Source organism: Streptomyces sp. NPDC002623, from assembly GCF_053592635.1.
In genome coordinates this window covers 28,747-46,039 of the sequence record NZ_JBSFWB010000048.1, presented here as the reverse complement: position 1 = coordinate 46,039, position 17,293 = coordinate 28,747, and the positions used below count along the sequence as shown (strand labels likewise).

Annotated in this window: 17 protein-coding genes; 12 read left to right on the top strand and 5 right to left on the bottom strand. The window is 73.3% G+C overall.

Going from position 1 to position 17,293, the window contains the following annotated elements; all coding sequences use genetic code 11:
* The first annotated feature begins 53 nt into the window (after positions 1-53).
* The 3 genes from ACWD4O_RS43555 to ACWD4O_RS43545 all read left to right on the top strand — a co-directional run bounded on the left by ACWD4O_RS43555 (position 54) and on the right by ACWD4O_RS43545 (position 2,164).
* A complete protein-coding gene (locus tag ACWD4O_RS43555; RefSeq protein ID WP_451288582.1) occupies positions 54-1,307 on the top strand; it encodes an alpha/beta fold hydrolase in 1,254 nt (417 codons plus the stop codon).
* Complete coding sequence (tsaE, locus tag ACWD4O_RS43550) at positions 1,273-1,785, top strand: tRNA (adenosine(37)-N6)-threonylcarbamoyltransferase complex ATPase subunit type 1 TsaE (RefSeq protein WP_358800805.1); 513 nt, start codon at positions 1,273-1,275, stop codon at positions 1,783-1,785. Before ACWD4O_RS43555 ends, tsaE begins: the two co-directional genes overlap by 35 nt.
* Positions 1,786-1,963: 178 nt before the next feature.
* Entirely contained in the window at positions 1,964-2,164 is a 201-nt protein-coding gene (locus ACWD4O_RS43545) for a hypothetical protein (RefSeq protein ID WP_451288581.1), read from the top strand.
* A 29-nt stretch (positions 2,165-2,193) separates the two neighbouring features.
* On the opposite strand, the gene ACWD4O_RS43540 is transcribed toward ACWD4O_RS43545, so the two are convergent.
* Positions 2,194-2,745, bottom strand: a complete 552-nt coding sequence (locus tag ACWD4O_RS43540; protein WP_450946156.1) for a hypothetical protein — start codon at positions 2,743-2,745, stop codon at positions 2,194-2,196.
* 112 nt (positions 2,746-2,857) lie between these two features.
* Between ACWD4O_RS43540 and tsaB the strand changes: the two genes are divergently transcribed.
* Genes tsaB through ACWD4O_RS43520 form a run of 4 tightly spaced genes read left to right on the top strand, consistent with a single transcriptional unit; the run spans position 2,858 to position 5,415 of the window.
* On the top strand, positions 2,858-3,511 hold the full coding sequence (gene tsaB / locus ACWD4O_RS43535) for a tRNA (adenosine(37)-N6)-threonylcarbamoyltransferase complex dimerization subunit type 1 TsaB (RefSeq protein WP_451288580.1): 654 nt from the start codon (positions 2,858-2,860) through the stop codon (positions 3,509-3,511).
* Between the two features lie 5 nt (positions 3,512-3,516).
* Positions 3,517-4,053: a ribosomal protein S18-alanine N-acetyltransferase gene (gene rimI / locus ACWD4O_RS43530; RefSeq protein WP_451288594.1), complete on the top strand. Its 537-nt coding sequence runs from the start codon at positions 3,517-3,519 to the stop codon at positions 4,051-4,053.
* Positions 4,046-5,158, top strand: coding sequence for a tRNA (adenosine(37)-N6)-threonylcarbamoyltransferase complex transferase subunit TsaD (gene tsaD, locus ACWD4O_RS43525; protein ID WP_451288579.1), 1,113 nt, complete (start codon positions 4,046-4,048; stop codon positions 5,156-5,158). Before rimI ends, tsaD begins: the two co-directional genes overlap by 8 nt.
* A complete protein-coding gene (locus ACWD4O_RS43520) occupies positions 5,155-5,415 on the top strand; it encodes a hypothetical protein (protein ID WP_451288578.1) in 261 nt (86 codons plus the stop codon). Before tsaD ends, ACWD4O_RS43520 begins: the two co-directional genes overlap by 4 nt.
* Here ACWD4O_RS43520 and ACWD4O_RS43515 read toward each other — a convergent pair.
* The 3 genes from ACWD4O_RS43515 to ACWD4O_RS43505 all read right to left on the bottom strand — a co-directional run bounded on the left by ACWD4O_RS43515 (position 5,412) and on the right by ACWD4O_RS43505 (position 10,272).
* The gene (locus ACWD4O_RS43515; protein ID WP_451288577.1) at positions 5,412-6,362 is read right to left on the bottom strand and encodes a hypothetical protein; all 951 of its coding nucleotides are present in this window, start codon (positions 6,360-6,362) and stop codon (positions 5,412-5,414) included. The genes ACWD4O_RS43520 and ACWD4O_RS43515 overlap by 4 nt on opposite strands.
* Positions 6,359-7,855, bottom strand: a complete 1,497-nt coding sequence (locus ACWD4O_RS43510) for a hypothetical protein (RefSeq protein WP_451288576.1) — start codon at positions 7,853-7,855, stop codon at positions 6,359-6,361. Before ACWD4O_RS43510 ends, ACWD4O_RS43515 begins: the two co-directional genes overlap by 4 nt.
* 65 nt (positions 7,856-7,920) lie before the next feature.
* Complete coding sequence (locus ACWD4O_RS43505; RefSeq protein ID WP_451288575.1) at positions 7,921-10,272, bottom strand: beta-xylosidase/alpha-l-arabinosidase; 2,352 nt, start codon at positions 10,270-10,272, stop codon at positions 7,921-7,923.
* A 142-nt stretch (positions 10,273-10,414) separates the two neighbouring features.
* Here ACWD4O_RS43505 and ACWD4O_RS43500 point away from each other — a divergent pair, with 142 nt between their 5' ends.
* From ACWD4O_RS43500 to ACWD4O_RS43480, 5 genes are all read left to right on the top strand, one after another.
* The gene (locus tag ACWD4O_RS43500; RefSeq protein ID WP_451288574.1) at positions 10,415-11,479 is read left to right on the top strand and encodes a LacI family DNA-binding transcriptional regulator; all 1,065 of its coding nucleotides are present in this window, start codon (positions 10,415-10,417) and stop codon (positions 11,477-11,479) included.
* Positions 11,480-11,561: 82 nt separating this feature from the next.
* Positions 11,562-12,926: an endo-1,4-beta-xylanase gene (locus tag ACWD4O_RS43495; RefSeq protein WP_451288573.1), complete on the top strand. Its 1,365-nt coding sequence runs from the start codon at positions 11,562-11,564 to the stop codon at positions 12,924-12,926.
* 117 nt (positions 12,927-13,043) lie between these two features.
* Positions 13,044-14,096, top strand: a complete 1,053-nt coding sequence (locus ACWD4O_RS43490) for an LCP family protein (protein ID WP_451288593.1) — start codon at positions 13,044-13,046, stop codon at positions 14,094-14,096.
* Between the two features lie 140 nt (positions 14,097-14,236).
* Positions 14,237-14,593, top strand: a complete 357-nt coding sequence (locus ACWD4O_RS43485; RefSeq protein ID WP_451288572.1) for a YciI family protein — start codon at positions 14,237-14,239, stop codon at positions 14,591-14,593.
* A gap of 57 nt (positions 14,594-14,650) precedes the next feature.
* Entirely contained in the window at positions 14,651-15,928 is a 1,278-nt protein-coding gene (locus ACWD4O_RS43480) for an RNA polymerase sigma factor (protein WP_451288571.1), read from the top strand.
* Positions 15,929-15,949: 21 nt separating this feature from the next.
* Here the strand turns inward: ACWD4O_RS43480 and ACWD4O_RS43475 are convergent, their stop codons facing one another.
* Positions 15,950-17,116 carry a class I SAM-dependent methyltransferase gene (locus ACWD4O_RS43475; RefSeq protein WP_451288570.1) on the bottom strand — a complete coding sequence of 389 codons (1,167 nt, stop codon included), beginning with the start codon at positions 17,114-17,116 and terminating at the stop codon, positions 15,950-15,952.
* Positions 17,117-17,293: the final 177 nt, after the last annotated feature.

Below are 17,293 nucleotides of genomic sequence, written 5' to 3'. Positions count from 1 at the left end.
TGCGTGACGTGAATGTCTGACAGGACGCGGCATCGGCCGGAGAGGAGCGGTTCGTGAGCGAGAGCGGTGCGGAGGCAGTGGCGAGCGCCGCTTCGGCGGTCGCCGCCGTCTCCGCCACGGGGGCGGGCGGAGGCTGGCGCCGGGCGACCGGCATCGCCGGCGCCGCGATAGGCGTGATCGCCGCGGGCGCGGCGGCCGGCGTCGCCATCGAGCGGATGACCGTGGGGCGCGGCATGCGGGCCAAGGCCCGGCTCGCCCTCGACTCGGCCGGCCCGTACGGCGGGCTGCGCGGCACCCCGGGCAAGGCGTACGCCGACGACGGCACCGAGCTGTACTACGAGGTCGACGACGTCGAGCCGCAGGGCGGGTCGCCGGGTCGGCGCCGTCGGCTGTTCGGGCGCAAGGCCCCGCTGCCCGTCACCGTGGTCTTCAGCCACGGCTACTGCCTCAACCAGGACTCCTGGCACTTCCAGCGGGCGGCCCTGCGGGGCGTCGTGCGGGCCGTGTACTGGGACCAGCGCAGCCACGGCCGCTCCGGGCGCGGCATCGCCCAGGTGCAGGACGGCGTGCCGGTCAGCATCGACCAGCTGGGCCGCGACCTGAAGGCCGTCGTCGACGCGGCCGTGCCCGAGGGCCCGATCGTGCTGGTCGGGCACTCCATGGGCGGGATGACGGTGATGGCGCTGGCCGCGCTGTACCCGGAGCTGATCAGCGAGCGGGTCGTCGCCACCGCCTTCGTCGGCACCTCGTCCGGGCGGCTGGGCGAGGTCAACTTCGGGCTGCCGGTCGCGGGCGTGAACGCGGTGCGGCGGGTGCTGCCCGGGGTGCTGAAGGCGCTCGGACAGCAGGCGGCCCTGGTGGAGAAGGGGCGACGGGCCACCGCCGATCTCTTCGCCGGGATCATCAAGCGGTACTCGTTCGCGTCCCGGGACGTGGATCCGGCCGTGGCGCGGTTCGCCGAGCGGATGATCGAGGGCACGCCGATCGACGTGGTCGCCGAGTTCTACCCGGCCTTCACCGACCACGACAAGACCGAGGCGCTCGCCGGCTTCACGGACCTGCCGGTACTGGTGCTGGCCGGGATCGGGGACCTGGTCACGCCGAGCGAGCACAGCGAGGCGATCGCCGACCTGCTGCCGGACGCGGAACTGGTCCTCGTCCCCGACGCCGGGCACCTCGTGATGCTGGAGCACCCGGAAGTGGTCACCGACCGCCTCGCCGACCTGCTCACCCGCGCGGGCGCCGTGCCCGCAGGGGCTACCGTGAAGGGCTATGGAAGCACCAGCAGCAGCGCGCAACCCGGCTGACGTCGAGATCACCGTCACCTCCCCCGATCAGATGCGGGAGCTGGGCCGTCGCCTGGCCAAGCTGCTCCGCGCCGGCGATCTCGTGATGCTCAGCGGGGAGCTCGGCGCGGGCAAGACGACGCTCACCCGGGGGCTCGGCGAGGGCCTCGGGGTCCGGGGCGCGGTCACCTCGCCCACGTTCGTGATCGCCCGGGTGCACCCCTCCCTCGGGGACGGCCCGCCGCTCGTCCACGTCGACGCGTACCGCCTGGGCGGCGGGCTCGACGAGATGGAGGACCTCGACCTCGATGTGTCGCTGACCGACTCGGTGATCGTCGTGGAGTGGGGCGAGGGCAAGGTCGAGGAGCTGACCGAGGAGCGGCTCCAGGTCCGTATCCACCGGGCCGTCGGCGACACGACGGACGAGGTGCGGCATGTGACGGTGACGGGGCTCGGGGAGCGGTGGGCCGCGGCGGACCTCAGCGTGCTGTCGGCCTGAGCTTTCGCTGTGCCGTCGGCCTGAGGTCGTCGCTGTTCCGGCGTGATCCGACTTCGTGAATGTTCCGACATCCTGTCGGCAAAATGTTGCGCTTGGCGTCGGGTGCGTGGTCACATGGTATCAAGTTCGTACTTAGGTCTACCTAAGTTCGCCCGCCCCCGAACTTCAGGAGGCGTCCATGCCGGCCACAGAGCCCCAGCCCCCGTCTCAGGCCCAGCCGTCGCGGCCGTTCACGCTCGCCGGTCTGTCCATGCGCGACCTGCTGGCCTCGTGTGCGGCCGCGGAAGCCGTCTCGACACCGCCGCGGCTGCCCGATCCCGGGCTGACGAACGAACGGGTCGAACGGGTCGAACGGGTCGACCACCCCAGAGCGGCCTGATCCACCTACGGGATCACCGGATCGCGGGCTCACGGGATCACGATGATCCGCTGTCCGATCGTCGCGAAGTCCCACATCGCGTTGCCGTCCGCGACGGTCTCCCGGATGCCGCCCGTCTTCACCGTCGGGTCGGCCTCCGGCAGTGAGCCGTCCAGCGCCGCGCTGAAGCCGATCGTCACGCCGTCCACGGTGGTGAAGCGCACGACGTGCTCGATGGGGGTGCCGTCGGTGCCGGTGACCGCGCCCGAGCGCGAGGACACGTCGTAACTACCCGGCAGCGGGTCCACACTGCCGGGGGCGACCTTGAACGTGCGCTTGACCTCGTCGTTCGAGCCGACCAGCCACACCCGGTCGCCGCCCAGCGCGTACACGACCCGCTCGCCCACGCCGGAGTGGTCCGGCAGCGCCGCGGAGCGCTCCTTGTCCCGGTGCGCGCTCGCCGCCTTCGCGGGGGCGCCGCTGCGCAGCGGCTCGGCGGGGCCGGCGGGCGCGTTCGCCGACGCGTGGAAGGCGAGGAACCCGACCGTCGTCAGGGCTGCCGCGGTCAGCCCGGCCACGAAAGTGGCGCTGTTGCTCGGCATCGGCGAACCATCCCATCCGTCCTGTTGATCACGTTTCGCGGCGACGTTAGCAGTGTTCGCGCCTCCGACCGGGACGGCCGTGTCCGAGGCACGGGAGCCGTAGGCTGTTTGCGTGCTCTTGCTCGCTCTGGATACCGCCACCCCCGCCATCACCGTCGCGCTGCACGACGGCGACGGCGTCATCGCCTCCTCGAGTCAGGTGGACGCGCGCCGGCACGGCGAGCTGCTGCTGCCCGCCGTCGACCGGCTGCTCGCCGGGGCCGGGCTCCGGCTCGACGCCGTCACCGGGATCGTCGTCGGCGTCGGACCCGGCCCGTACACGGGGCTGAGAGTGGGGCTGATGACCGCCGACACCTTCGGGCTCGCACTGGGCGTCCCCGTGCACGGGCTGTGCACGCTCGACGGCCTCGCGTACGCGTCCGACCTCGAAGGACCCTTCGTCGTGGCGACCGACGCCCGCCGCAAGGAGGTCTACTGGGCGCGCTACGCCGACTCCCGGACCCGCCTCTCGGGCCCGGCCGTCGACCGGCCCGCCGACATCGCCGACGAGGTGGCCGGGCTGCCGGCCGTCGGCGCGGGCGCGCTGCTCTACCCGGAGACGTTCCCGAACGCGCACGAGCCCGAGCACGTCTCCGCGGCGGCGCTCGCGAGTCTGGCCGCGGAGCGGCTGGCCGCGGGCGAGGAGCTGCCGGCCCCCAGGCCGCTGTATCTGCGCCGGCCGGACGCCCAGGTGCCCAAGAACTACAAGGTGGTCACCCCCAAGTGACCGAAGTGACCGAACCCGTCAACCCCGTGCTGCGCGAGATGCGCTGGTGGCACATCGAGCCCGTGCTGGAGCTGGAGAAGGACCTCTTCCCCGAGGACGCCTGGTCGCGGGGCATGTTCTGGTCCGACCTGGCCCACGCCCGCGGCCCCGCGGCGACCCGGCGGTATCTGATCGCCGTCGACACGGCCGAGGACGACCGGATCGTCGGGTACGCGGGTCTGGCCGCCGCCGGTGACCTCGCCGACGTCCAGACCATCGCCGTCGCCCGCGACCACTGGGGCACCGGACTCGGCGGCCGTCTGCTGACGGAGCTGCTGCGCGCGGCGACCGCCTTCGAGTGCGCCGAGGTCATGCTGGAGTGCCGGATCGACAACGTCCGCGCCCAGAAGCTCTACGAGCGCTTCGGCTTCGAGGCCATCGGCTTCCGGCGCGGCTACTACCAGCCGGGGAACGTGGACGCCCTGGTCATGCGCCTCACCGACCCATCGAGACAGGTACCGACCCCGGTACAAGGGACACAGGAAACCGAGAACAATGGCTGACGAACCCCTGGTTCTGGGGATCGAGACCTCCTGCGACGAGACCGGCGTGGGCGTCGTGCGCGGCACGACCCTGCTGGCGGACGCGATCGCCTCCAGCGTCGACGAGCACGCCCGCTTCGGCGGGGTCGTGCCGGAGGTGGCCTCCCGGGCCCACCTGGAGGCCATGGTCCCGACCATCGACCGGGCGCTGAAGGAAGCGGGGGTGAGCGCGAGGGACCTCGACGGCATCGCGGTCACGGCCGGTCCGGGCCTGGCCGGCGCCCTTCTGGTCGGCGTCTCGGCGGCGAAGGCCTACGCCTACGCCCTGGGCAAGCCCCTCTACGGCGTCAACCACCTCGCCTCCCACATCTGCGTGGACCAGCTGGAGCACGGCGCGCTGCCCGAGCCCACGATGGCGCTGCTGGTGTCCGGCGGCCACTCGTCGCTCCTGCTGTCCAGCGACATCACCTCCGACGTCCGTCCGATGGGCGCGACCATCGACGACGCGGCGGGCGAGGCCTTCGACAAGATCGCCCGGGTGCTGAACCTGGGCTTCCCGGGCGGCCCGGTCATCGACCGCTACGCGCGCGAGGGCGACCCGAAGGCGATCGCGTTCCCGCGCGGCCTCACCGGCCCGCGCGACCCGGCGTACGACTTCTCCTTCTCCGGTCTGAAGACGTCGGTCGCCCGCTGGATCGAGGCGAAGCGGGCGGCGGGCGAGGACGTGCCGGTCCGGGACGTGGCGGCCTCCTTCCAGGAGGCGGTCGTGGACGTCCTGACCCGCAAGGCCGTCCGGGCCTGCAAGGACGAAGGCGTCGACCATCTGATGATCGGCGGCGGCGTGGCCGCCAACTCCCGGCTGCGGGTGCTGGCCCAGGAGCGCTGCGAGGCGGCCGGCATCCGGCTGCGCGTGCCGCGCCCCAAGCTGTGCACGGACAACGGCGCGATGGTGGCCGCCCTGGGCGCGGAGATGGTGGCCCGGGGGCGGGCCGCGTCGAGCTGGGACCTGTCGGCGGACTCGTCGCTCCCGGTGACGGACCCGCATGTCCCGGGCCGCACCCACGACACCCACACCCACGCCCACGATCATGTGCACGAGGTCGCCAAGGACAACCTGTACTCATGACCGTCGCGCTGATGTGGGAGGCCCGCGCGGTCGCCGGGCGGGGCGCGGAGCTGCTGGCATGGGCGCGGGCGCAGGAGCTCGCCGAGCGGCCCCTGCGCCGGGAGACCCTCCGGGCCCCGCAGGACCGGGTGCTGGTCATGACCTGGTGGGACGCCGCCTACGACGCCGTCCTGCCCGAACTTCCGGAGCCGGACGGGGAGCTGGTGATCCGGGCGGTGCACCGGTGGCGGTTCGAGTCGGTGCCGGAGTCCCCTTAGGGCTGGGGCGCCGCCAGGGCCCACGCCGACGTGAGCAGGGTGGCCGCGCACAGGCCGAAGGCCACCGCCGCGACCAGGCTTGCGCCGCTCACGGCGAGGCCCGTGACGACCCCGAGGGCGGTGCCGGTCGCGGCGGTCAGTGCGCCGCGCCACCAGGGGGCGCGGGCGGGGCGTACGACGATGTCGGCGGGGAGGACGAAGGCGTCCCGCAGGTCGGCGCGGACGGCCTCGTCGTCGAAGAGAGCGGTGAACTCGGTCGCGGGTCGTGGCCGGCCCAGCGGGACCAGCCGGGTGCCGTCGGGGAGGACGACGACGCAGGGGCGGCGGGGCGGGCCGTGCACGGTCACCGGGGCGTCGGCGGGGGTGTCGTCCAGGATCGGGTGCCACATGACCCGTTGCCGGCGCCGGGTGCCGTCGGGTGCCGTCAGTTCCAGCCAGGTCGTCCTCGTCGCCCGCTGTCGGCCGTAGCGGACACGCGCCGTCATCGGGCGGCCCGGGCGGCGGGCGGTGAGGCGGAAGCGCAGGCCCCGCCAGGCCCAGACGCCGAGGAGGGGGAGGGCCGCCGCCGTGCCCAGGACGATCGGGACGATCAGATCGTCCTCGGCCGCCGTCTCGTCCGGGTCGGCCGGGAAACCCTCGGGCGTCGGGTCGGCGGAGTCGTAGGCCACCGGGAAGCGGCCGCCCTTGCGGTAGCGGTCGGTGTCGTAGACGCCGAAGCGCTGCACGTGGGTGCGGCCCTCGGCGTCCGTCCAGCGCACCCGGATGTCGTCCTCGTCGCCGATGCCGTCCTCGACGACCACGCCGACGGCCGTCGCGGTGGCCCGGTCGCGGGCGTCGGCGTGGCGCTGGGCGTGCAGGCCGAGCCAGCCGGCGAAGAGGGCGTAGCCGGTGAGGGTGACGGCCACGCCCAGCAGGCCCACGCGCAGGGCGGGTCCGGGGCGTCTCATACGGCCCACTCCTTCGGTTCGGCGGACGTCCACAGGGCGAGCACCGGCGCCGGGTCCCCGCCGATCAGGGCCTCGCCGATCAGTTCGTGCAGGTCGACGACCCGCTCGCCGTCCGGCGCGGTGACGACCGTGCCGAGCCAGCGGCTGGTGTACGTCCAGCCCGTCGTGCACAGCACCTCCGCGAACGGCGCGCTCAGGGCGCCGGCCAGGACGCTGCGGGCGAACACCGGGCGGACGGCGGCGGGGGCCCGGCGCAGGGCGGGTTCCAGACGGCGGGCCAGCCTCGGCCAGCTGCCGTCGGCGAGGGCCTCCAGGGCCTGCGCCACCGCCTCGGTCGAGCTGTCCCGGCCGGTCGCGTGGAGGAGGGCGAGGCGGGTGTCGAAGCCGAGCTCGCGGAGCCGGTCGGCGGGCAGGTCGAGGATGCGCACCCGGTCCAGCTCGTCGCCCGGCTCCGGCTCCGGTTGCAGGTCCAGACCCGCGAGCTGCCGGTCGCACCACGCCGCGACGGCCGCCCCGGTCCGCAGGGCGAGGGGAGCGTCGCCGTACGGGGTCCCGGCGTGGGCCGGCAACGCGGTCAGCCGTCGGTCCAGGGGCGGGTGGTCGGCGGCGCCGTACGGGTCCATGGCGTCCTCCTCGGCCGCGGCGCGGGCGGCCCGGCGGGCGACGTGCGGGTCGCTCACGGCGGTGTCGAAGGCGTCGTAGAGGTCCACGGGCCAGGCGTCCTCCTCGGCGAGCGCCGCCACCCAGCGCTCGCCGAACGCCTCGAACACGGCGTGCAGCAGCCCGGCCCGGCGCAGCGCCTCGGCGGTGGCCTCGGTGCCCGCGATCCGCGCCGCGTCGGCGTCGGCGGCCGTCTCCTGGGCCCAGAGCCGGGGCTGCCCGGCGCGCAGCAGCGGTGCGGCCGGCGGCGCGAGGGGGCGGAAGCGGCCCTCCAGCCGCTCCGCGAGCACGGCGCGGCCGAACCGCAGCAGACGGTGGCGGCGGTCGCCCAGGTGCTTCTCGTGCGCCAGCTCGTGCGCGATGACGGAGGCCAGCTGGGCCTCGGTCAGGTTGCGCAGCAGCGGCAGGCCGAGGAGGAGCACGTGGGTGCGCACTCCGCTCACCCGGGTGCGGCCCAGGGACGCCTGGACGACCGGCACGATCCGCACGAGGAGCGGCTCGCGGAACCCGAGCCGCTCGGCGACGTCCCGCACCAGCTCGGCCAGCTCCGGTTCGTCCTCGGGGCGGACGGCCCGGCCGGGCAGCGGGTCGCGGGTCTCCAGGACGCTCCTGGAGACCCCGACGACGAGCAGGATCAGCGCCCCGGCCGCCTGCCAGTGCAGACCCCAGAGGTACAGCGCGAGGAGCAGGGCCGATCCGGTGACCGCCCTGGGCAGCCAGGCCAGCACCGGCATGGCGATGCCGAGCAGCCACTCACGGCCACGGCCGTCCTCGGCCGCGACTGTGCCCTCGGACGTGGCTGTGCCCTCGGATGCGGATATGGGGGTGTCCATGGCGGTCCCGTCATGTGCCTGGAGTGTCGGCGGATTGTGCCATGCGGGCACCCCCCGGCCGCACCTCAGTTACGCAAAACCTCCGTCTCGCAGCGCAGCCGCCGCCCCGCCCCCACCTCGCGCACCGGCCCCGTCAGCCGTACCCGGGCCACCTCCCGCACCTGGGCGCTGGAGGTGCCCAACCGCAGTTCCAGCACCCCGGGTTCGACGATCCGCCGGCCCTCGCGGTCGGTGAACGCGGACAGGTCGGCATGGAAGCGGAAGGTCACCCGCGCCGACTCGCCCGCCGCCAGCTCCAGCCGCCGGTAGCCGATCAGACGGACGTCGGGGCGGGTCACCGAGGCGACCGGGTCGTGCAGGTACAGCTGCACGACCTCCGCGCCCGCCCGGTCCCCGGTGTTGCGGACGGTGACGGACAGGTCGTGGGCGCCGTCCGTGCCGATCTCCGTCGCGGGGCCGTCCACCGCGGTCGGCCCGTCTTCCGTGGCCGGGCCGCCGGTGAAGTCCTCCCAGGCGAACTCCGTGTACGAGCGCCCGTGGCCGAAGGGGTACAGCGGGGTCGGGTCCAGGTTGCTGACCTCGCCGGCCAGGCCCAGGGGCGGCTGGAGGTAGGTCCAGGGCTGGCCGCCCGGCACGCGCGGCACGCTCACCGGGAGGCGGCCGGACGGGTTGACGCGGCCCGACAGCACTCCCGCGACCGCCGGACCGCCCTCCTCGCCCGGGAAGAACGCCTGGACGACCGCCCCCAGCCGCCCGTGCCAGCGGCCGAGCGCGTACGGACGGCCGGTGAGCAGGACGAGGACGACCGGGACGCCCGTCGCCACCAGCGTGTCCAGCAGCTCGCCCTGGACGCCCGGCAGGCTCAGGTCGGTCACATCGCAGCCCTCGCCCGAGGTGCCCCGGCCGAACAGGCCCGCCCGGTCGCCGAGCACGGCCACGCAGACGTCGGCCTCCGCGGTGCGCGCGACGGCCTCCGGGAAGCCGGACGGATCCGGGTCCGAGACCCCGCAGCCTTCCGTGAACGTCACCTTGGCGTCCGGGAGTTCGGCCCGCAGGGACTCCAGCAGGGTCGGGATGTCGATGCCCGTCTCCACCCCGGGGTGATGGGGCAGGACGTGCGAGGGGAAGGAGTAGCAGCCGAGCATCGCCAGCGCGTCCGCCGCCCGCGGCCCCACCACGGCGACCCGGGTGTCGGGGGCGAGCGGGAGCAGGCCGTCGGGGTTGTCCAGCAGGACCACCGACTCCTCGGCCAGCCGCCGGGCCAGGGCGCGGTTGGCCGCCGGGTCGAGGTCGATCGACTCGACCGACTCGGGGCTCGGCGGCCGCCAGTCCTCGTCCAGCAGGCCCAGCTCGCACTTCTGGAGCAGGACGCGCCGGGCGGCCCGGTCGACCAGCTCCTCGGCGACCTCGCCGGCCCGCACGGCCGCCACGAGCGTCTCGCCGTAGTACTTCACCGTGGGCAGCTCGACATCGATGCCGGCCGCCAGGGCGACGTGGGCCGTCTCCGCGGCGGTGCCCGCGACCCGGTGCAGGGTCTGCAGGAAGCCGATGCCGAAGTAGTCGGCGACGACCGTCCCCGTGAAGCCCCACTCCTCGCGCAGGAGGCGGGTCAGCAGCTCGGGGTCGGCGGAGGCCGGGACGCCGTCGCGTTCGGTGTAGGCGGCCATCACCGAGCGCGCGCCGCCTTCGCGCAGCGCCATCTCGAACGGCGGCAGCGTCACGTCCGCGAACTCCCGGGTGCCCGCGCGCACCGGGGCCAGGTTGCGGGCGCCCGCCGAGGAGGCGTACCCGGCGAAGTGCTTGAGCGTGGCGACGACCCCGGCCGACTCGAGGCCGCGCACGTAGGCCGTGCCGACCGTGCCGACCAGGTACGGGTCCTCGCCGATCGTCTCCTCGACCCGTCCCCAGCGCGGGTCGCGGACGACGTCCAGGACGGGGGCCAGGCCCTGGTGGACGCCGACCGCGCGCAGGTCGCGGCCGATCGCCCGGCCCACCTCCTCCACCAGCGGCGGGTCGAAGGCGGCGCCCCAGGCCAGCGGGACCGGGTAGGCGGTGGCCCGCCAGGCGGTGAAGCCGGCCAGGCACTCCTCGTGGGCGACCGCCGGGATGCCGAAACGGCCCGCCGCGACGATCCGCCGCTGGGCGAGGGCCAGGGCGCGCGCGCCGAGCGCCGGGTCCACGGGGGCGGTGCCGAAGGACCGGGTCAGCTGGCCGAGCCCCCGGGTGATCAGCTCGTTCCAGTCGTAGTCGGCGGTCATGTCGTGCTGGTGCGGGGCGACTCCGTCGCCGTCCGTCGCGGCGCCGACCCACACGCCGTACAGCTGGGCGGTCTTCTCCTCCAGGGTCATCCGGGGGAGGAGGTCGTCGACGCGGGCGGTGGCGGGCAGGGCGGGGTCACGCCAGGGGGCGGTGGTCATGAAACTCCTGTCAGAGGTCGGTGAGCCACCAGAGGGACAGGTCGTTGTGTGCGAATGTTTCGAGCTGTACTTCGAATGTTCCGGGAACCTATGGCGTCGTACTGGGTTCGTCAAGAGGTCGCGTGACGATACGATCGCCGCCATGACACCCTCGGAGCCCACAGAAACGCGGACAGAAGCGCGGCAGACGCAGACCGCGACCCTTGCGGAGATCGCCCGCGAGGCCGGCGTCTCGGCACCGACTGTTTCGAAGGTCCTCAACGGCCGCGCCGACGTCGCCCCCGCGACCCGCACCCGCGTCGAGGAACTGCTGCGCGCCCACGGCTACCGGCGCCGGCGCGCCGAGGCGACCCGCTCCCCGCTGATCGACCTGGTCTTCCACGAGCTGGACAGCGCCTGGGCGATGGAGGTCATCCGGGGTGTGGAGAACGTGGCGCGGGACGCCGGGCTGAGCGTGGTGCTGAGCGAGAGCGCGGGTCGGCTCACGCCCGGCCGGACCTGGGCCGACCAGGTCGCCGCCCGCCGCCCGCACGGTGTCGTCCTGGTGCTGTCCGGGCTCGACGAGTCCCAGCGGGCGCTGCTGACCAGCCGTTCCATCCCGTTCGTGGTGATGGACCCGGCCGGCGACCCGGGCGCCGACGTGCCGTCCATCGGGGCGACCAACTGGCAGGGCGGCCTCGCCGCGACCCGGCATCTGGTCGAGCTGGGGCACCGGCGGATCGGGGCGATCAGCGGGCCGCCGCAGATGATGTGCAGCCGTGCCCGGATGGACGGCTACCGGGCCGCGCTGGAGACGGCCGGGCTGCCGGTCGAACAGGGGCTGATCAAGACCGGCGACTTCCACCACGAAACCGGCTACCGGCTCGGCCGCGAGCTCCTCGACCGGCCCGACCGGCCCACCGCCGTCTTCGCCGGCAACGACCTCCAGGCGCTCGGTTTCTACGAGGCCGCCCGTGAGCTGGGGCTGCGCATCCCGGAGGACGTGAGCGTGGTCGGCTTCGACGACCTGCCGGTGGCCCGCTGGGTGGGCCCGCCGCTGACCTCCGTACGCCAGCCGCTCACCGAGATGGCGGAGGCGGCGGCCCGGCTGGTGCTGGAACTGGGGCGGTCGACGTCGCGGGAGGCGCCGACGGCCACCAGGGTGGAACTGGCGACCAGCCTGGTGGTGCGGGCGAGCACGGGGGCGCCGCCGGTGGCTGGAAGTTGACGTATTGACGGGTGCGGCAGGCGTCTCCACACTCCTCCGAAGTCAATCGGTTGAACGACCGAAACTTTCGGAGGCACCCGCAATGAGATCCTCCAGAACCTTCTCCCTGAAAACCCGGCTGATCACGCTGGTCACCGGCGTCACCGTCGCCGCGGCCCTGCTCGGCTCCGCCCCCGCCGCGCACGCCGCCGACACCCCGCTGCGCGCCCTCGGCGCCGCCAAGGGCAAGGTCGTCGGCACGGCGGTGACCGGCTCCAAGCTCACCGGGACCTACGGCGACATCGCCGGGGCGCAGTTCGGCTCGCTGACCCCCGGCAACGCCATGAAGTGGGGCTCGGTCGAGCCGACCCAGGGCACGTTCAACTGGGCGGAGGCCGACCAGATCGTGGCCTTCGCACAGGCCCACAACCAGCAGGTGCGCGGCCACACCCTGGTCTGGCACAGCCAGAACCCGAGCTGGCTGACCAACGGCAGCTGGACGTCCGCCCAGCTGAGCACCCTGCTGCAGAACCACATCGCCACCGAGGTCGGCCGCTACAAGGGCAGGCTCGCCGCCTGGGACGTCGTCAACGAGCCCTTCAACGAGGACGGCACCTACCGTTCGACCCTCTGGTACAACGGCCTCGGCGTCGACTACATCGCCAATGCGCTGACCTGGGCGCGGGCCGCCGACCCGGCCGCCAAGCTCTACGTCAACGACTACAACGTCGAGGGCGTCAACGCGAAGAGCACCGCCCTGTACAACCTGGTCAAGTCGCTGAAGGAGCGGGGCGTTCCGATCGACGGCGTCGGGCTCCAGGCCCACCTGATCCTCGGGCAGGTGCCGTCCACCTTCCAGCAGAACATCCAGCGCTTCGCCGACCTCGGCCTCGACGTGGCGATCACCGAGCTGGACATCCGGATGACGCTGCCCTCCGACAGCGCCAAGCTCGCCCAGCAGAAGGCCGACTACAAGGCGGTCACCGCCGCCTGCGTGGCGGTCGCGCGCTGTGTGAACCTGACCGTCTGGGGCTTCACCGACTCCGACTCCTGGGTGGAGAGCACCTTCCCGGGACAGGGCGCGGCGACCCCGTACGACGCGAACTACGCGCCGAAACCCGCGTACTACGGCATCGCGGAGGCGCTCGGCGGCACGACCACGCCCCCGCCCACCGGAGCGTGCACGGCCGTCTACAGCGTGGGCAGTCAGTGGAACACCGGGTTCACCGGGAACGTGACGATCTCCTGCTCGGGAGCCTCGCTGTCGTCCTGGAAGGTGACCTGGACGTACGGTGCCGGGCAGCAGATCACCCAGTCCTGGAACGCGACCTGCACGCAGTCGGGGGCGGCCGTGTCGTGCGTGAACGCCTCGTACAACGGGACGGTCCCGGACGGCGGTTCGGTGAGCTTCGGCTTCAACGCGAACTGGAGCGGCAGCAATCCGGTGCCCACCGTGACACTGGGCTGATGCCGGCCGGCCCCGGCTGATGACGGGCTGAGGATCGTGAGATTTTCACAAGAAATCTGCCTTGTCTTCGCCGTCCTAACAGTCCGCTCATAATTCGGATTTACGTTCCTCCCCGTGATGGGACACGAGGAGCGCGGCGAAGACGGCAGAAGAGCGGGCCGGCGGTCGAGAGTGCTGAAGGCCGCCGGCGTCACCCTGGCCGCCGTCCTGGTGCTGGGCATCGGGTCGGCGGGCTGGGTCTACTGGCACCTCAACGACAACATCCGAAGCGTCGACATCGACCAGGCGCTCGGCGACAACCGTCCCGCGAAGGCGGTCACCACCCCGACGCCGTCCGGCTCGGCCTCCGCCGCCGCGCTGCCGACCGAGGCCGTGAACATCCTCGTCCTGGGCTCGGACTCGCGCAGCGGCACGGAGAACCAGGAACTCGGCGGCGGGGACAGCGAGGGCGCCCGCTCCGACACGGCGATGGTCGTGCACATCGACGCCGGCCGCACGACGGCCACGGTCGTCAGCATCCCGCGCGACACCCTCGTCACCCGCCCCTCCTGCCCACTGGCCGACGGCGGCTCGACGGCGGTGGCCTACGGCGTCATGTTCAACACCGCCTACTCGGTGGGCGGTCCGGCGTGCGCCGTCAAGACGGTCGAGTCGATCACGGACGTCCGTATGGACCACTACATCGAGGTCGACTTCTCGGGCTTCGCGAAGCTCGTGGACGCGCTCGGCGGGGTCACCGTCACCACCGACCAGGACATCGACGACGAGGACAGCCATCTGACCCTCGCGGCCGGCACCCATCACCTCGACGGCACCCAGGCCCTCGCCCTGGCCCGCACCCGGCACGGCATAGGCGACGGCAGCGACCTCGGCCGGATAGGCCTCCAGCAGAAGCTGGTGAAGGCCCTGCTGGAGCAGATCGCCTCGACGAACCTGCTGACCAGTCCGACCGAGCTCTACGGGGTCGCCGACGCGATCACCGGCAGCCTGACCACCGACACCGGCCTGAACTCCCTCACCGAACTGATGGAACTCGGCGAGAGCCTCAAGGGCCTGACGGCCGACCGGGTCGAGACGGTCACCCTGCCGGTGGTGACGGCCCCGTCCGACCCCAACCGGGTGGTGGCGCAGGAACCGGAGGCGAGCGAGCTGTGGGAGTCGCTCAAGTAGCGGCCGGCAGCAGCCCACGGAAGAGTTCCTCGGAAACTTCCCCGGAAATCTTCGGCGAGGGTGTCGATCCGGCCGTCTCCCGTTCGACGCAGGGGTGAGAGGCCGGGAAGGACCCGGCCCGCCGGACCCGAGGAGTCACCATGCCCCGCTACCTGTCGCTCGTGAAGATCGACGAGGCCGGCGCCCCCGCGGAGGGCCCCAGCCCCGAGCTGATGCAGCGGATGGGCGAGCTGATCGAGGAGATCACCAAGGCCGGCGTCATGCTCGACACCGCCGGGCTCACCCCGTCCGCGCAGGGTGCCCGTGTGCACTGGGAGGGCGGGAAGATCTCCGTCACCGACGGACCCTTCACCGAGTCCAAGGAGGTCGTCGGCGGCTATGCGCTCATGCAGTGCAAGGACATGGCCGAGGCCGTCGAGTGGACGAAGCGCTTCCTGAAGGTCCACGAGGAGTTCTGGACGGTGACCTGCGAGGTGCGGGAGATCGCCGAGGGCTGAGCCTTCCGGCCGAGCCGTTCTTGGTCTGCACGCGCTCGGGGTGTTCGATGGTGGGCTGTGGAACGACAGCCTGCCTCGGACCCCCGTACCGCCACCGATCCCCGTGCCGTCGTCGAGACCGTCTTCCGTATCGAGTCCCCCCGCGTCATCGCCGCCGTCGCCCGCATGGTCCGCGACGTCGGCATCGCCGAGGAACTCGCGCAGGACGCTCTGGTCGCCGCGCTGGAGCAGTGGCCGAGGGACGGCGTGCCCGACAACCCGGGCGCCTGGCTGACGGCCACCGCCAGGCGTCGCGCCGTCGACCTGATCCGGCGCCGGGAGAACTACGCCCGCAAGCTCCAGGAGATCGGCCGCACCCTGGAGACGACGGTCCTGCCCGAGGAACCCTCCGCCCCCGACGACATCGACGACGACCTCCTCCGGCTCGTCTTCACCACCTGTCACCCGGTCCTGTCCGCCGAGTCCCGCATCGCCCTGACCCTCCGCCTCCTCGGCGGCCTGACCACCGCCGAGATCGCCCGCGCCTTCCTCGCCCCCGAGCCGACGATCGCCCAGCGAATTGTGCGCGCCAAACGCACCCTGGCCACCGGGAACGTGCCCTTCGAGGTGCCCTACGGCCCCGACCGTGAGGTCCGGCTCGGCTCCGTCCTCGACGTCATCTACCTCATCTTCAACGAGGGCTACGCGGCGACGGCGGGCGACGACTGGCTGCGCCCGAGCCTCTGCGAGGACGCCCTGCGCCTGGCGCGCCTCCTGGCCGCGCTGATGCCGAAGGAACCCGAAGTGCACGCCCTGGCCTCCCTGCTGGAGTTCCAGGCGTCCCGCTCGGCCGCCCGTACCGGCCCGGACGGCGACCCCGTCCTCCTCAAGGACCAGAACCGCCGCCGCTGGAACCGTCTGCTCATGGCCCGCGGCATCACCGCCCTCGGCCGCGCGGACGCGGTGGCCACCGGCGCCCCCGGCCCGTACGCCCTCCAGGCGGCCATCGCCGCCTGCCACGCGCACGCGTACACCTATGAGGAGACCGACTGGCCGACGATCGCGACCCTGTACGGGCTCCTCGCCGCCCGATCCCCGTCCCCTGTCGTGGAGTTGAACCGCGCGGTGGCGATCTCGATGTCGGAGGGACCGGCCCCGGCCCTGGCCGTCGTCGACGCCCTCGCCGACGAACCCGCCCTGCGTGACTACCACTTGCTGCCGAGCGTCCGCGGCGACCTGCTGCTGCGCCTCGGCCGGACGACGGAGGCGAAGGCGGAGTTCACCCGAGCGGCCTCACTGGCCCGCAACGAACGGGAACGCCGACTCCTGCTGCGCCGGGCCGAAGAGACGGACTAGGCCTCCCCGGCGGATCAGGCCCTAGACCGGCCGCCCGATCAGCATCGTCGGCGCCCCCGCGACCCGGGTCATGACCACGGTCGCCGCGTTCTTCCCGTGCGCCTTGGGCAGCGCCTTCCTGCGCAGCTCCTCCGGTTCCACCGCCGACCCCCGCTTCTTCACGGTCAGGATCCCCACCTCCCGCTCCCGCAGCAGCGCCTTCAACTTCTTGACGTTGAACGGCAGTTGATCGGTGATCTCGTAGGCGGAGGCGTACGCGGTGGGGTGCAGGGCGTCGGCGGTGACGTAGGCGATGGTCTCGTCGATGAGCCCGCCGTCCAGCTCCCGGGCCACGTCGGCGACCAGATGGGCCCGGATGACGGCGCCGTCGGGCTCGTACAGATACCGCCCGACCGGGCGGACCGCCGGGTCGGGCAGCCCGGCGCCGAGGAGGGTCCGCGGTCCCGGGAGCAGGGTGGCCCGCACGGCCCCCGGCTCGGTCCCGAACCACAGCACCGCCTCCTTCACGTCCCCGCCGTCCGAGATCCACTCGGCCTCGGCCTCGGCGGGGATCGCCTCGTGCGGCACACCGGGCGCGATCTTCAGCGCGGCGCGCGGGGCGGCGAGGGCGGCGCGGATCGCCCACGACAGGGGCGGCGAGTACGCCTCCGGATCGAAGACCCGCCCGCGTCCGCCCCGGCGCGCCGGATCGACGAAGACGGCGTCGTAGCCGGCGGTGTCCACCTCGGTGACGTCCGCCTCCCGCACCTCGATCAGCTCGCTCAGCCCCAGCGCGTCGGCGTTCGCGCGCGCCGCGGCCGCCGTCAACGGGTCCCGGTCCACGGCCAGCACCCGGATCCCGGCCCGGGCGAGCGCGATCGCGTCACCGCCGATCCCGCAGCACAGGTCGGCGACGGAGGTCACCCCGAGCGCCTTCATCCGCTCGGCCCGATAACCGGCGACGCTCGCCCGCGTCGACTGCTCCACCCCGTTGGGCGTGAAGAACATCCGCTCCGCGTCCTCGGCCCCGAACTTCACCGTCGCCCGCTGCCGCAGCCGCGCCTGACCGAGCGCCGCGGACACCAGTTCGGCGGGATGCTCGCGCCGCAACCGGGTGGCGACGCCGAGCTCGTCGGCCGGGGCGGTGCCACGCACCAGGTCGAGGAGGGCGCGGCCCTCGGGGGTGAGGAGGGGAGCGAGGTCGTTCACCAGGCCATTGTCGGCCACCCCGGCCGCCCCTGTGGGCCAGTCGGTGGACGGTGGGCGCTCGGGCGGCGGTGTCGGGCGGGGTTCCGGGGCGACGGCTGCGAGGATCCGGCGCCATGGGATCTGTCGTACAAGATGATGACAAGTGCGGACGTTTTCGGAGGCCCCGCGCTCGGACGG

Coding starts and splice junctions, on each gene's coding strand:
- ACWD4O_RS43500 (WP_451288574.1), top strand. CDS start 10,415: ATGACACCCTCGGAGCCCACAGAAACGCGGACAGAAGCGCGGCAGACG.
- ACWD4O_RS43515 (WP_451288577.1), bottom strand. CDS start 6,362: ATGAGACGCCCCGGACCCGCCCTGCGCGTGGGCCTGCTGGGCGTGGCC.
- tsaD (WP_451288579.1), top strand. CDS start 4,046: ATGGCTGACGAACCCCTGGTTCTGGGGATCGAGACCTCCTGCGACGAG.
- tsaE (WP_358800805.1), top strand. CDS start 1,273: ATGGAAGCACCAGCAGCAGCGCGCAACCCGGCTGACGTCGAGATCACC.
- ACWD4O_RS43485 (WP_451288572.1), top strand. CDS start 14,237: ATGCCCCGCTACCTGTCGCTCGTGAAGATCGACGAGGCCGGCGCCCCC.
- ACWD4O_RS43520 (WP_451288578.1), top strand. CDS start 5,155: ATGACCGTCGCGCTGATGTGGGAGGCCCGCGCGGTCGCCGGGCGGGGC.
- ACWD4O_RS43505 (WP_451288575.1), bottom strand. CDS start 10,272: ATGACCACCGCCCCCTGGCGTGACCCCGCCCTGCCCGCCACCGCCCGC.
- ACWD4O_RS43545 (WP_451288581.1), top strand. CDS start 1,964: ATGCCGGCCACAGAGCCCCAGCCCCCGTCTCAGGCCCAGCCGTCGCGG.
- ACWD4O_RS43490 (WP_451288593.1), top strand. CDS start 13,044: ATGGGACACGAGGAGCGCGGCGAAGACGGCAGAAGAGCGGGCCGGCGG.
- ACWD4O_RS43510 (WP_451288576.1), bottom strand. CDS start 7,855: ATGGACACCCCCATATCCGCATCCGAGGGCACAGCCACGTCCGAGGGC.
- ACWD4O_RS43495 (WP_451288573.1), top strand. CDS start 11,562: ATGAGATCCTCCAGAACCTTCTCCCTGAAAACCCGGCTGATCACGCTG.
- ACWD4O_RS43540 (WP_450946156.1), bottom strand. CDS start 2,745: ATGCCGAGCAACAGCGCCACTTTCGTGGCCGGGCTGACCGCGGCAGCC.